This window comes from Enterococcus sp. 1001283B150225_161107_E12, from assembly GCF_015556925.1.
GTDB lineage: Bacteria > Bacillota > Bacilli > Lactobacillales > Enterococcaceae > Enterococcus_B > Enterococcus_B mundtii.
Genome location: NZ_JADNNI010000009.1, coordinates 86,123 through 100,026, shown reverse-complemented (window position 1 = coordinate 100,026; position 13,904 = coordinate 86,123). Strand labels below are relative to the sequence as shown.

Annotated in this window: 11 protein-coding genes; 6 read left to right on the top strand and 5 right to left on the bottom strand. The window is 38.6% G+C overall.

The genetic code is table 11. From position 1 onward, the window contains the following. Nucleotides 1–3: 3 nt before the first annotated feature. On the bottom strand, nt 4–1,167 hold the full coding sequence (locus I2F89_RS08850) for a glycoside hydrolase family 88 protein (RefSeq protein ID WP_019722288.1): 1,164 nt from the start codon (nt 1,165–1,167) through the stop codon (nt 4–6). A 266-nt stretch (nt 1,168–1,433) separates the two neighbouring features. After that, the gene (locus I2F89_RS08845) at nt 1,434–2,141 is read right to left on the bottom strand and encodes a GntR family transcriptional regulator (RefSeq protein WP_195514220.1); all 708 of its coding nucleotides are present in this window, start codon (nt 2,139–2,141) and stop codon (nt 1,434–1,436) included. Between the two features lie 217 nt (nt 2,142–2,358). Here I2F89_RS08845 and I2F89_RS08840 point away from each other — a divergent pair, with 217 nt between their 5' ends. The 4 genes from I2F89_RS08840 to I2F89_RS08825 all read left to right on the top strand — a co-directional run bounded on the left by I2F89_RS08840 (nt 2,359) and on the right by I2F89_RS08825 (nt 8,045). Then, complete coding sequence (locus I2F89_RS08840; protein WP_074799365.1) at nt 2,359–3,282, top strand: PTS mannose/fructose/sorbose transporter subunit IIAB; 924 nt, start codon at nt 2,359–2,361, stop codon at nt 3,280–3,282. Between the two features lie 17 nt (nt 3,283–3,299). After that, the gene (locus I2F89_RS08835; RefSeq protein ID WP_010734299.1) at nt 3,300–4,097 is read left to right on the top strand and encodes a PTS mannose/fructose/sorbose/N-acetylgalactosamine transporter subunit IIC; all 798 of its coding nucleotides are present in this window, start codon (nt 3,300–3,302) and stop codon (nt 4,095–4,097) included. Continuing rightward, entirely contained in the window at nt 4,090–4,890 is an 801-nt protein-coding gene (locus I2F89_RS08830; RefSeq protein ID WP_029593929.1) for a PTS system mannose/fructose/sorbose family transporter subunit IID, read from the top strand. Before I2F89_RS08835 ends, I2F89_RS08830 begins: the two co-directional genes overlap by 8 nt. A gap of 137 nt (nt 4,891–5,027) precedes the next feature. Then, complete coding sequence (locus I2F89_RS08825; protein ID WP_195514219.1) at nt 5,028–8,045, top strand: polysaccharide lyase 8 family protein; 3,018 nt, start codon at nt 5,028–5,030, stop codon at nt 8,043–8,045. Nucleotides 8,046–8,155: 110 nt separating this feature from the next. On the opposite strand, the gene I2F89_RS08820 is transcribed toward I2F89_RS08825, so the two are convergent. Continuing rightward, nucleotides 8,156–9,064 (bottom strand): cation transporter, encoded by a 909-nt coding sequence (locus I2F89_RS08820; RefSeq protein ID WP_195514218.1) that lies wholly within the window; start codon nt 9,062–9,064, stop codon nt 8,156–8,158. A gap of 171 nt (nt 9,065–9,235) precedes the next feature. On the opposite strand from I2F89_RS08820, the gene I2F89_RS08815 reads away from it, so the two are divergent. Next, nucleotides 9,236–9,868 (top strand): NAD(P)H-binding protein, encoded by a 633-nt coding sequence (locus I2F89_RS08815; protein ID WP_195514217.1) that lies wholly within the window; start codon nt 9,236–9,238, stop codon nt 9,866–9,868. A 323-nt stretch (nt 9,869–10,191) separates the two neighbouring features. On the opposite strand, the gene I2F89_RS08810 is transcribed toward I2F89_RS08815, so the two are convergent. Further along, complete coding sequence (locus tag I2F89_RS08810; protein ID WP_071866437.1) at nt 10,192–11,199, bottom strand: NAD(P)-dependent oxidoreductase; 1,008 nt, start codon at nt 11,197–11,199, stop codon at nt 10,192–10,194. Nucleotides 11,200–11,238: 39 nt separating this feature from the next. Further along, the gene (locus I2F89_RS08805; protein WP_195514216.1) at nt 11,239–12,267 is read right to left on the bottom strand and encodes an AEC family transporter; all 1,029 of its coding nucleotides are present in this window, start codon (nt 12,265–12,267) and stop codon (nt 11,239–11,241) included. A gap of 287 nt (nt 12,268–12,554) precedes the next feature. Between I2F89_RS08805 and I2F89_RS08800 the strand changes: the two genes are divergently transcribed. Further along, nucleotides 12,555–13,895, top strand: a complete 1,341-nt coding sequence (locus I2F89_RS08800) for an aminotransferase class III-fold pyridoxal phosphate-dependent enzyme (RefSeq protein WP_195514215.1) — start codon at nt 12,555–12,557, stop codon at nt 13,893–13,895. Nucleotides 13,896–13,904 lie beyond the last annotated feature (9 nt).

Genomic DNA, 13,904 nt, shown 5'->3' with positions numbered 1-13,904 from the left:
TCCTTACCAATATTTTTTCCACGAGGGTTTTGCTAAACGCATCAGAGCTTCTAGGTAGAAATAATCGCCCCAAAGATTAGGTTCATCGATTCCTTTACCTTCTGCATGGGCATATACGCCATGTAGTAGTAGACCTTCATTATCAGGTTCGGACAAGGATGTGTAATGTTCGCCTAATTGGTAGAGCATTCCTTTCGCTAATTCTTCAGACTGAGGATACGCTTCCATTTTTGCGGCTTCTAATAATCCACAGGCGGTGATCGCTAAGGCGGAACTATCTTTGTCAGAAGGATATTCATCTGTGAAATCAAAATCCCAATAAGGAACAAGGTCTTCTGGTAAATGTGTCAAAAAGACATCAACGATTGCTTCATAATTTTTAGGTAAAGACGAAGATCTTAAATAACTTTCATTTAAAGGAATCCCAAGAACAGCCCAACTTTGTCCACGTGCCCAAATCGACGCATCGCTATTTCCCTGATGTGTGGCACCGTGAGTTGGTGTGCCGGTTGAAGGATCAAAATAATACGTATGGAAAGTTGTTGCGTTTTCTCTAACAACGGTACGTAACACTGTTTCGTAATGTTTCTTTGCTACTTCTCGATAATGATCATTACCTGAAATCTCAGAAGCTTGGAACAATAAAGGTAAGTTGATCAATGAATCGATGATCAAGCGATACTCTTTTGGATCGCCATACGCGCCCCAGGCTTGGATAAATTGTCCTTTTTCTTGAAAACGTGCAAGTAAGACATCTGCGGCTTGAAGCAATTCTTCTTTGCATAATAAGCTGTCGGTCAAACGATAGCCTGCACCAGCAGATAAACTATATAAGAAACCAATATCATGATGATCTAATACGTGATGTGTGGTTAAACGCTCTTTGAAACTATGGATATTTTCCATGGCGCGTACGAGAAATTTCTCTTTGCCAGTCCATTCATAAGCCAACCATAACATGCCAGTCCAAAAGCCATTCGTCCAGTCATCATTAGGTTTGATCCGATAGATCCCATTTGTTGCGCAAGCCGACGGAAAATCTAGACCGTAGCGTGTCATATTATGTTCGATTTTTTGGCAACACCAATCAATTTGTTTCGCTAGCCAGGCGCTATCGACAGACTTGCTTATGGAAATAAGGGAATCTTTTGTTTGTTGTAATCCCATCATACCACTCCTCTTAATTTGTTAACATATTAACTTTAAACTAGTATAACCTAAATAATCAGAAAAAGCGAATGGCAAAATAAAAAAACAGAAAAATCGGAAAATAAATAACCTTATTTATTTTTTAAGTAGGTAACTCTGATCATGGATAGATATATATAGTTAAGAAGGAATCCACAAAACGTTCAAAGAACGGTCTGATGGATTCCTTCTGGTTTTGCTTATTTAATTCAATGGATGCGAAATTACGGCTATTACCGTTATACTTATTCTGCTTCTACTTCGATTTTTGTTTTGAAATATTTCCAGTGTTTGTAACTGATGATATATTCGGCTACGCTACGGTCAGCTAGGAAAGAATGCTTGACTTGTTTGACGACTGGTTCGCGAAAGCTTAACTTTAAAAAGTTCAATAATTCTGGATCATCGGGAAAGACGATTTCATTCGTCTCAACAGATGAAAGAGAGAAGAGGTCGATCCCAAAATCTTTTCTCACTCTCTCGTAGATACTGGAGTATTGAGATAAGTCTTTACTAATAGGTTCCTTGACCAAACGTTTTGGCAGATGAGTGATATGCACAAGGAAAGGGATATCCTCAAAATACCGCACTCGTTTGATGCGATAATAAGAACCATTTTTCGGTAGTCCAAGTTCTTCTAAAATGTCAGGTTCTTGCGCTTCTTCTATCGAAACGACCTTGACCTTTTCTTTATCTAATGAATGTAATTCGATATCAGAGAATTTGACTGATTGAGAGACTTTTGATTTAGAAACAAAGGTCCCTTTTCCTTGGACGCGATAGAGATAGCCAGCGGTTGTAAGTTCGTTCAATGCTTTAACGGCTGTGATCGAGCTTACAGAATATTTTTTCTTGATATCTGCTTCTGAGTAAAACTTATCTCCAGGAACAAATAAATGATTTTTTATTTCAGCTAATAATTCTTGCTTAATTTGTTCATATTTGGGAATCACCACATGAGACCTCCTTTTTTTGCGGTATTCAATTAATCTTACCATAACATGTTAACTTGTTTGTGGCAATGGATTAATTTTGGAACTAAATTTTTTAAGAAAAAAATATAATATGTTAAGATGTTAGGTTTACGTTTGAGTTGATATGTGATATAGTGTACGTAATCAATAGCTAACATGTTAAGTAGCTTAGATGTTTATTTAAGGGGGAAGAGAGATGAGAAATATCTTATTGGTCAGTCATGGTAGCATGGCCGATGGAGTCAAAGCCAGTTTAGAGATGATTGTTGGCGTGCAAGAACATGTTCATACACTTTCTTTAAGACCAGATGGCGATAATTTGCAATTTGAACATGAATTAACTGAGAAAATGAAAGCCCTTAACGGTTCGACCTTGATTATTGCAGATCTGCTAGGTGGGACACCATGCAACACAGCGCTAAAAAATTACTTAGAAGATGAAGAAGTTACAATTATTGCGGGGATGTCTTTACCCTTAGTCATGGAAGCGACCCTTAATCCACAAGCAACGATCGAGGCGTTGATCGATTTGGCACGCGGGGGTATCGTAGATGTCAAAAACAAGATGATCGCAACGGAAGCGGAAGAAACGCAAGTGGCAGAGGAAGATCTAGCACAATATAAGGAATTTAAAGGCAAAGCGAATATTGTCAATGTACGGATTGATGAACGCTTGATTCATGGGCAAGTGGCAGGAATTTGGTCCACAAGTTTGAATACACAACGGATCATCGTGATCAATGATGAGGCGGCAATGGATTCTTTACAAAAATCTTCATTAAGAATGGCAGCGCCTACATCTATGCGGCTATCCGTTTTAACTGTTGCTGCGGCGGCAAAAAATGTTCAATCTGGAAAATATGGCAAGCAACGTATTTTTTTACTTTTTAAAAATCCAACAGATGTCTTGCGGTATTTAGAAGCGGGCGGTGAGCTGGCTGCAATCAATGTAGGAAACATGAGTCACAAAGAAGGTGCGAGAGAAATCACGAAAAGTATCAAGGTCATGAAAGAAGAAGAAGCAGTATTTGAAGCAATCGCAGCCAAAGACATAAAAGTGACCGCTCAACTGGTACCAAATGATCCAGTCATCGATTTTATGGAAAAACTAAGAAAGTGATTTAGGAGGAAATAATCATGCAACATTTAGCCATGTATCAAATTATTCTTATTACAGTTTATGCTTTTATTGCAATCAATGATTCACTTATTTCAAATACGTTGACACAACCAGCCATTGCGGGAATGATCTCCGGGATGATCATGGGAGATTTAGAAACTGGCTTGATGGTAGGGGGAACCCTTCAATTGATGCGTTTAGGGATTGCGGCTTTTGGGGGCGCATCTGTACCCGACTTCTTTACTGGCGCTGTATTAGGAACGGCGTTTGCTGTCATTTCTGGTAAAGGCGCGGAATATGGGATCGGTCTAGCTGTACCAGTATCCTTACTGATGCTACAGCTTGATGTCGTTGCTCGCTTCTGTAATGTCTTTTTGCTACACCGTGTAGATCGTGCGATTGAAGATATGCGTATCAACAGTATCCCACGGTTAGTATTATCTGGTTCATTCCTATGGGGGCTTTCTCGAGCAATCCCGATCTTATTGATGTTACTAGTCGGAGATGCGGCAGTCTCAACAATCACAGAAAATACACCTGAATGGTTGATGAATGGATTACGTACAGCAGGTGGCGTACTACCAGTTGTCGGTGTGGCCATCCTTTTACATTATTTACCAGCAAAACAGTATATTCCTTACTTACTTTTAGGTTTCTTCTTATCAGCATATCTACAAGTACCAATGCTTGGGATTTCAATCGTTGGTGTTATTGCTGCATTGTTAGTATTCAAACGAGATAACGAAAAAGAAGCAACTGCTCAAACAGTGACAACCACTGGAACACTTGAAGGAGGTTTTGATGGCGATGAGTAATCAAAAGTTAACGAAAAAAGAATTGAATGTCATCAGTTGGCGCTATATCCTTGGTAGCCAATTGAATTGGAACTATGAGCGTATGATGAGTACCGGTTATCTCTATGGTATTTTACCTGTACTGAAAAAATTCTATGGGGAAGACAAATCACAATTACAAGATATGATGAATACCCACAATCAATTTTTCAATACGAATGCGATTTTTGGGAACTTGATCATGGGGATCGATGTGGCAATTGAAGAAGAAGATGGTTACAAAGCAAAAGATACGATCGTCGCGTTGAAAACAGCGTTGATGGGTTCATTGGCAGGGGTAGGCGATTCATTATTCCATGTCATCTGGGGAACGATTTTTGGTTCAATCGCGGGTACATTAGCACAAAGCGGATCAGTCGTTGGCTGTGTGATCTGGATCATTGCCAATATCGCTTTACTTTTTGGACGAGCAGCATTATTACCACTTGGCTATAAGCAAGGAGTTAAATTAGTTACGACTCTGAAAAATAAACTAACAGCATTCACCAACGCAGCAACTGTTTTAGGGATCACAGTTATTGGTGCCTTGATTCCGTCAGTTATCAAAGCAACGGTTCCTTTCGTTTACAAACAAAATGGGGTGGAGTTAGTTGTTCAAGATACATTAGATGCGATCTTACCTTCATTAGTACCGGTTTTATTAGTCTTATTGACTTACTGGATGTTAGGTCAGAAGAAATTGAATTCAACTCGCGTGATCTGGATCATTTTGATTCTTTCGATTGCATTAAGTGCTGCCGGGATCTTAGCTTAAATGATTCATAAAAAATGAATGAAGTGATCGCAAGGTCGTGATCCGATCTGCAAGAAAGAATCGTTCGAAATAAGAATGCGCCTTTCTTGCAGATTTTTTTAGTTCAAAAAATATCTATAATCAAAAAGGAGAACAAAATGAAGCGTTGGTCAACAAAATTAGTGGTGACATTAGGGTGTAGTTTATTCGTTGGTATTGGGTTAGGGTACAGTCAACAAGTAGGTGCAGAAGGAACACAGAGTGACATGCAAAAAAATACGACATCAGGAAACTATGAGTCAGATTTTTCGCAGCATTTGGGTACTTGGCAAGACATTGTTGGAAAAGCAGATAAATATACCAACGAGAATGGGTTACAGATCGCAAACCAGAAAGTCAATCAACAATTTGAGTCTGTGTCGTTATTATTAGATGCAGGTGTCCGCAGCTCAGGTGATCTAGAATACACGTTTCTATATGAGGGACAGACCAATTTTGGACTAGTTTTTCGAGGAAACGATCAGATGACATCGAACTGGCAATCGTTTGCCTATATGCGCGATGGTGAATGGCAATTGGGGCAGCCTGGGGGGAAATGGTTGACAGCCATCAAAGGCCCTACACTGATTTCAGGACAAACCTATAAATTGTTACTAAGATATGAAGGAACATCGTTCCAAGCATATTTGAACGACCGTTTGTTGTATGAAAATCAAGAAGTTCTTTATTCTGATGGGACAACGATCAATGGGGACTGGTCAGGTTATTCAGGGATTCGGTTATTTGGGAATGAGAGTAAATTAACGATTTATTCCATGCGTAGTGGAGCGGTCAATAGTCTACAAGTGGAAGAACCGACAGAAGAATTTCAAACAATGAAAGAAAACTGGAAAGATCAACTTGTGTCAACAACGACCGATTTAGCTAATCCAGCGATTGCCAATTATGTAAACGCTCTTTCTAACGAAGCAGAAAAACTTTACGAGACAATGAATCAAGATCCTGACCGCACTTATCTATGGCCATTAGAATCTGGAAATACCGCTTCGGCAGATTTAACCACGCAATTTACAAAGTTGCAAAAACTAGCGTTAGCATACGGAACGAATGGGACAAGTTTTTATCAAGATGAAGTCATCAGTCAAGCGATTCAAAGTGGGTTAGATTTTATGATCACAAAAAAAGGCTATGATGGAACAAAGTATCATGGCAATTGGTGGGATTGGCAAATCGGAGTAGCTCAAAAATTTGTGGCGATTTTGATGGTACTGGATGAAGACGTGCCAGAGGAGAAACTTCAAGAGTATACGACTGTGTTGAGTAAATATGTACCCGATCCATTTAAACAACTCTACACAAAATCACAAGGAACTTTTGTCGCGCTTGATTTTATACCAAATTTTTCAACGACTGGTGCGAATCGCACAGATTTAGCGCAAACTGTCTTAGGACTAGGGCTCTTACAAAATGATCCAGCGAAAGTGACACAAGCAGTTGAGAGTATCACAGATGTCTTTAAATTGGTGACCCATGGCGATGGATTTTATCAAGATGGTTCATTTATCCAGCATGAAACGATCCCTTATACAGGCTCTTATGGGAATGTACTAGTCAAAGGCGTAGGCCAAATTTTATCGATCGTCAAAGAGTCTCGCTATACGTTGACAGCTGATCAAATAAAGTCCTTTGTTGATAACGTACAATCGGCATTTATCCCATTAGTGTATCAAGGTGAAATGTTGCCTTTAGTCAATGGACGCTCCATTTCTCGAACGCCCGCTGCGACAAAAACGGGTTACGGATCAACAACGATGTACAATTTAATGATCGTGGCGAAATTTGCACCTGAAACACAGCAAAAAGCTTTGCAAGAAGCAGTAAAATATTGGATGCTGTCTAATCCTGACTATTATTTGACAAATACGAGAGATTACAATGATTTGATGATGACAACGGAGCTATTGGCTAATACAACGATCATGGGCGATCAACTACCATTCATCGGAACAAAGATGTATCATGCAATGGATCGATTTGTCCAACGAACAGAGAATTACCATTTAGGATTAAGCATGTATTCGAAGCGAATCTCTTCATTTGAAGCAGGAAATCTGGAAAATCAACGAGGCTGGCATACGTCTGATGGGATGATTTATCTTTACAATGATGACCAAGTCCAATTTGGTCCGAGTTATTGGCCAACAGTCGATCCTTATCGTTTACCTGGTACGACCATTGATACAGTTCCTTTAGCAGATGAAGTTTCATCATTTACTACAGTGACTTCAAATGAAACATGGGTAGGCGGTGCCGCTGCTGGAGATCAAGGTGTAGTAGGGATGGCTCTTAACAAAGAAGGAACAAAGAATAATGGAACGACTTTACCGATGAATGTACAAGGGAAGAAGTCATGGTTTACATTGGATGGGCAAATCATTGCCTTAGGTGCTGGTATTACAGGAGATACAACTGCCTCAATCGAAACAATTGTCGATAATCGTTTATTAAATGATTCGTATACGTATCAAGTACTTTCGGATACAGGAATGATTGATCAGTCACAACAAACGAAGGAGACCTCTTGGTTATTGCTAGAATCAGATCATCAACATGCGTCAATCGGTTATTATTTCCCACAGAAGGAAACAGTCGAGGTGATCAGTGAGACACGCACAGGGACTTATCGAGAAATCAATGAAGCATTTCCTAGTGATACACCATATACAGGTGACTACCGCACCTTCTCAATCAATCATGGACAGCAACCAAAAGATGCAGAATATGCTTATGTGATGTTGCCCGGCAAGACTCAATCGGAATTAGCAGATTATGCAGCAAAACAGCCAGTTGCGATTTTGCAAAATACCAAAGAAATCCAAGCAGTCGAAGTGAAAATATCTGGTTATTTAGGCATCAATTTTTGGCAAGAACAAGGCGGAGAACTGGTAGGAATCAAAACGAATAAACCAATTTCTTTACTAAAACAAACGAAGGCAGAACAAACAGTTTATACAATTGCCAATCCAACGCAACAAACTGAACCAGTAACACTTAGTTTACCAAGTGATTTTACTGACGTGGCGTCTACGAGTGAGGGTATTGTCTATGATAGTCAAACCAATACGTTTACCATTGATTTCGGTCAATTTGAAAGCAAAGAGATTGTTGTCAAATAGATCTACCTTTCTAGGTCATAATTAAACACAGATCAATTGAAAAAAACAGAAGCTTCCCAATCGTTTTCGTATTGGGGGAGCTTCTGTTTTTTTATAAAGTATGCTCTTTCTTAAGCCCACTTGAGATCACCGATAAAGTTGATATTCAGCCATAAAGAATAGTCAGAGAAACCTTCAGTTACTTTGCGGTTGAGTTTATCTCTTAGATGATCTTGCGCGCGGATACTATCTAATTCACTATCGGGTAAAATCACGATATCTAGTTCAAGAATGACTTGATCCCCTACTTTTGCGATTCGTAAGACATAGGTTTCGATGGCGACATTTTGCAAGAGCTTATCAACTACTAACAATATTTTTTCGCGTAATTCATATTTTGGGGGTGCATAAGTAAGTTCTAATGTGGCATTTTTGATTTCAGTCACCGATAGATAAATATAAAAAATGGTGATTCCAATAGAAATCACTGGGTCAATCAGTTGTGCGATGGCAAGATATGGCGTTCTTGCTAGTAAACCAGAGACGATGATCGAGACCACGACTCCTAAACTGAATAGAAAACCGAAGCGCCATTGTTCCAGCTCCATCTTATAAAAGGAATGATTGATCGGATTTTTTTTCAAATAAAGATAAAAGACAAAACAAAAGAGTGTCCCAAACAAAGAAAAGGGCAAGCCAATCGCCAAATCAACATAGGTATCTGCATAAAGCAAACTGAAAAAAGACTCAATCAGACCATAGGAAGAAATCAATAGGATGACACTGTATTGGATAAAAACAACCAAGGGCATCAGTGATTCCTTTCCAAATGGAAAACGTTCAAAATCTTGTGTCTGGATAAACTTAGCAATATATAATGCGATCAGAGACATCAGCGCACCGACCATCGTATAGACACCATCAAGCAAGAGGACATTGTAATTGATCATCAATCCCGTAAGTAGCGCTAAAAGACCATAAACGGTTCCTGCAATGATGGAGGCAGTTAATAATTTTTTTATTTTTTGCGTATTTTTCATATAACTAAAACCCTTTCTGGAATAGATGCTTTTTTGAGAATCATACTAATTGTAATAAAAGATGCGAATAAATACTTGCGGTTAGAGTCGTTCTAAGCCTTATACTTTACTCATCTTATCAAAGGAGGAGCGTTGTACAAGTAAAAAATCAAAATTAGAGGTGGAAATAGATTGAAAAAGAACGTATTGATCCTTGGTGCATCAGCACCAATTGCTAGATATAGCTATGAATTTTTAAAAAATGATCCTACGGTGAATGTAACTTTATTTTTAAAAAATCCGGATAAAGTCTTTGATAAGGAGCGAAGTATCATTGGTGATGCGACGAATCTAGATGATTTGGTTCATGCAATGAAAGGCATTGATATCGTCTATTCTTGCTTAGGTCCTTACAACATGGTGCCTTTAGCTAAACATGTGATCGAGGCCATGAACCAGAATAAGATCAAACGCGTATATTGGATGGCAACACTTGGGATCTACGGTGAAGTTGACTTCAATGACGAAGAAGCAATTGCAGAGTTGGGCGACTATCGCGATCCTGATACTTATTTAGGGGATCAGCGTATTGCAGCAGATTTGATTGAGAACAGTCATCTAGACTTTACCATCATCCGCCCCAATTGGTTAACCGATAAAGAGATCATTGAGGATATTCGTATCGAGAATAGAAACGGAAAAAGTCTCATTGGTGAAATCAGCCGACAAACTGTAGGGAAATACCTAGCAACTTTGATCAACGAGCCAACTACTCATATGTATGACTCTATTGCATTAACAGCAAAGGGAAAAATACACGAGTAAAAAAATAATTGAGGTTTGACAGAAGTTTTCAGCTTTGAAAAATAAGGCAGGACCCCCAGAAAGTATTCTTTGATTTTCTGGGGATTCTGTCTTACTATTTTTTGTGATGATCGAAAGGAAAGTAGTTAAAACAAACGTAAGATTCACTTTTGTCTGTGATTATAGAAATGAGTCAACGGCGGGAATCAAGTAGTCTCTTTTAAAATAAGGCAACTACCACAAAAATTGGAAGAGCAATTTTCATGGTTGTCGCCTTATTTGTTGAGGGGAAACACTTCTGTCCCAATATCGGATCGCTAGTTCTTTGCTGTCAATGCTCCAGCCTAACTAGAAAGCATGTTGGCACAGTCCAATTGATTGAACATTTTATAGAGATTGTCAAAACTTGTTTCGATCATATTTGATACTGCTTCATCGGTATTCGAACCAATATGTGGTGTAACGATCACTCGCGGATACATATCGATCAGCGCCTTAGCTGTTGCATCGATCAATAACGGATCTTCATCAAAATTTTTGTTGAAAATCAGCGCTTCATTAGGCAAGACATCTGTACCAAATCCAGATAGTTTTTTGCTCGTCAACGCATCAAGAATTGCTTGATTATCCTGTAATTCTCCTCTAGCAGTGTTAATCAAAATCGCATCATCCTTCATTTTTTCGATAAAATCTTTATTAATGAAACGTTCATTTTTACCGGGGATATAAGGAATATGGATACTGACGATATCACTTTCTGCCAGTAAGTCATCAAGAGACTTAAATTCGATGGCTGCTTTTGCTTCTTCACTTGGATATAGATCATTACCAATCACCGTTGCGCCTAATCCTTTGAAAAGTTTTGCTTCTGTTAGTCCGATGTTCCCCACGCCAACGATTCCAACTGTACAGTTTCGGACTTCTTTACTGAACATAAAGCGATCAATCGTAAAATTATAAGAAGCTGTTTTATTCGTTGTATGAGTTGTTCTACGTAAAAGCATCATTGCTAAAGTAACAGATAATTCAGCGATTGCATTTGGTGAATAAAATGGTACATACGCGACTTGCATTCCATGATCGTGAGCTGCCATTAAATCAATGTGATTTGTCCCAACTGTACGTGTGAGTAGGAACTTGATCCCAAATTGGGCAAAACGTTCGATATTTATGCGATTTGCTAAACAGTTACCTCTAAGAATGACGGCATCCATTCCTTTTGCTTCTGTATAGTTTGTCTCATTCAATAAATCTTCTACGAGATTCAAATTGAATCCGTGGATATTCAACTGCTGAAAGAGAGATCTTTCAGCAGGACGAACACCATAACATACAACATTTAAATTTTTCATAGTATAGTTTCCTTTCGTTAATTAATTATATAATGTGGGTTAATTTCCAAGCAAGTTTAAGACGATGATCCAGATAGGGATCAACACGATCGAGAAGAGTGTAGAAAGCAAAGAGGCGTTAGAGGCAAGTACTGCTTCTTTTTCAAAGTTGATGGCATAAGCAACCGCAACTGTTGCAGCCGGAGTAGCCATCATAATGATTATCGTACTTAGACCAACTGCGTTCACTGGTAAAATATTCATTGCGTTCAACAGTAAAATTGAAAGTAAAATCACAAGTGGGAAGACAATGACTTTGATGAATGAATAGTACCAAGAGGTGTGACTGCTGAGGGTTTTTCCGAATGGCAGATCGCCTAATGTGATCCCGATTGCCAACCAAGCGAGTGGGGAGGCTAAACTAGAGAGGAACGTCAAAGGTTTAAATAGCCATGGCAACGTCTGATCGATTCTTAAAAAAGCAACAGATTCAGAACTAGACTGAGCAATTTGAGGTAAGCTATCTTGGAAGAGCCAAATAAATAATCCGATAAAAGTTGCCAATACGATTGGGTTCAAGATCATTTCTCTAATATTCTTGCGTGCCATTTTCAATCCACTCATTTTTAAATAAGCATAAGAGTATAAGAAGATACGGTAACCGATATTAAATATCGATGCGTACAAAATCCCTTCTGCACCAAAGACTGCACCGACAACAGGAATACCGAAAAATGTTGTTGACCCGAAAATAGAGAGTACACGCAATGTGTCTTCTTTACTTGGTGCATATCTAAAAAAGAAGAATTTACTTAGAAAAATCAAGAAAACGTGGACCAATATCCCAAGAATCAAAATGTTGATTCCTTGATTCAATACTTCATCATTCAAGTCCTGCATAAACGAATTAAAAGCTAATGCAGGAATTGCGACAGTTAAGACGACCTTAGACAATGTCTTTCCGACATCAGATGAGAAAATCTCGCGCTTTCTTAAAAAGTAACCTAATAATATAATAAACAGTGTGGAAGTGATCGCACTGATAATTTCCATGTTGATGACATTGCTCAATGTTTCTGATAGTGACATTTAAATTTTCCTCCTCAATTCTTGTGAATGTTTTAATTTGTTTATTTGAATCAGCTGTGCATGTTTACCAATCCTCCTCAATTACATCCTAGAGGTTAGAATCGTTCTAAGGTCAATATGCTTTACAAATAAAATTACAAAAGTATTTTTTCTTCTATATAAGTGATTTTTTACTTTTTTTAATGTAAGCGATTTTATTAAAATAATAAAAAAAAGATTGACCTTAGAGTAGTTCTACCCTTTAGTCTTAACATGTAAACAGGAAAACAGATAAAGGAGAGAATAATATGAATAATCGCAAGAAAAAGTATTTTTGGCATCCGATGACGGATACCCGAGCAAGTGAAGAAGAAACAATCGTTATCGAACGTGGAGATGGGAATTTTATCTATGATGATACAGGGAGAAAATTACTCGATGGTGTCGGTGGGTTATGGTGTATGAACGTTGGTCATAATCGCCCTGAAATGAACCGAGCAATTTCTGATCAAATGGAAAAATTATCTTACTATCAATTGTTTACGAATATTGCCCATCCCAAGGCATATGACTTGGCAGAAAAAATCATTCAAATGACGCAAGAAGAAGAGATGGCGAAAGTATTCTTTACTTCTGGAGGAAGTGATTCAGTAGATACTGCGTTGAAAATAACAAGACAATACTGGCAAGCAGTAGGTAAACCGACAAAGAAAGTATTTCTGTCATTGGAAAAAGCCTATCATGGGATGCATTATGGTGGAACGTCGATAGGTGGTAACCCCATCTATCGGGAATTTATTGGTCCAGGTTTACAAGATTGTGTACGTGTTTCTTCTCCACATTTGAAGAAAAATAAATGGAATTGCCAAGATCCAGAAGAATTGACAAAACTCTGTATCGCTGAACTAGTTGAAACGATTGAACAGATTGGCGCAGATCATATTGCTGCATTTATTGCTGAGCCGATCCAAGGTGCTGGCGGTATCATCGTTCCACCAACTTCTTATTGGCCAGCTTTAAGGGAAGTTTGTGATACTTATGATATTTTATTGATTGCAGATGAAGTTGTGACAGGTTTTGGCCGTTCAGGATATCTTTTTGGTAGTCGTGGCTGGGGCATCAAACCAGATGCCATGGTTCTAGCAAAAGGATTATCTTCTGGGTATGTTCCACTAGGGGCAACTGTTTTTAACAAACGCATTGTTGAAGGCATCGAATCAGCGACCAATGGAGCTAATGTCATTATCCATGGGCATACTTACGGTGGACACCCGCTCGGCTGTGTGGCAGCATTAGAAGCTTTACGTATTGTGGAAGAAGAAAACTTAGTTGAAAATGCTCGTGAAGTCGGTGCATATTTATTGGAACGTCTAAAAGGTATTGAAGGAAAATATGACTGCATTAGTGATGTTCGTGGAAAAGGCTTGATGATCGCTATCGATTTTGAGAATACAGGGAAATATGATGTGGAACAAACAGCAAAAAATGTGCAAGCAGTTGCTGATTATGCCATCAATGCAGGCGTCTTGCTCCGTGATGAATTACAAACGATTATCATTTCACCATCGTTGACCTTTTCAAAGGAAAACGCAGATCAACTATTCGATGCGATTCATATGGGCTTTGAGGAGTGGCAAAAGCAACAATAATTCAAAGGA

What these genes read in the sequence shown, in the direction of transcription:
- I2F89_RS08850 (WP_019722288.1), bottom strand. Translation starts at nt 1,167, where the DNA reads ATGGGATTACAACAAACAAAAGATTCCCTTATTTCCATAAGCAAGTCT.
- I2F89_RS08840 (WP_074799365.1), top strand. Translation starts at nt 2,359, where the DNA reads ATGAGAAATATCTTATTGGTCAGTCATGGTAGCATGGCCGATGGAGTC.
- I2F89_RS08835 (WP_010734299.1), top strand. Translation starts at nt 3,300, where the DNA reads ATGCAACATTTAGCCATGTATCAAATTATTCTTATTACAGTTTATGCT.
- I2F89_RS08830 (WP_029593929.1), top strand. Translation starts at nt 4,090, where the DNA reads ATGAGTAATCAAAAGTTAACGAAAAAAGAATTGAATGTCATCAGTTGG.
- I2F89_RS08825 (WP_195514219.1), top strand. Translation starts at nt 5,028, where the DNA reads ATGAAGCGTTGGTCAACAAAATTAGTGGTGACATTAGGGTGTAGTTTA.
- I2F89_RS08820 (WP_195514218.1), bottom strand. Translation starts at nt 9,064, where the DNA reads ATGAAAAATACGCAAAAAATAAAAAAATTATTAACTGCCTCCATCATT.
- I2F89_RS08810 (WP_071866437.1), bottom strand. Translation starts at nt 11,199, where the DNA reads ATGAAAAATTTAAATGTTGTATGTTATGGTGTTCGTCCTGCTGAAAGA.
- I2F89_RS08805 (WP_195514216.1), bottom strand. Translation starts at nt 12,267, where the DNA reads ATGTCACTATCAGAAACATTGAGCAATGTCATCAACATGGAAATTATC.
- I2F89_RS08800 (WP_195514215.1), top strand. Translation starts at nt 12,555, where the DNA reads ATGAATAATCGCAAGAAAAAGTATTTTTGGCATCCGATGACGGATACC.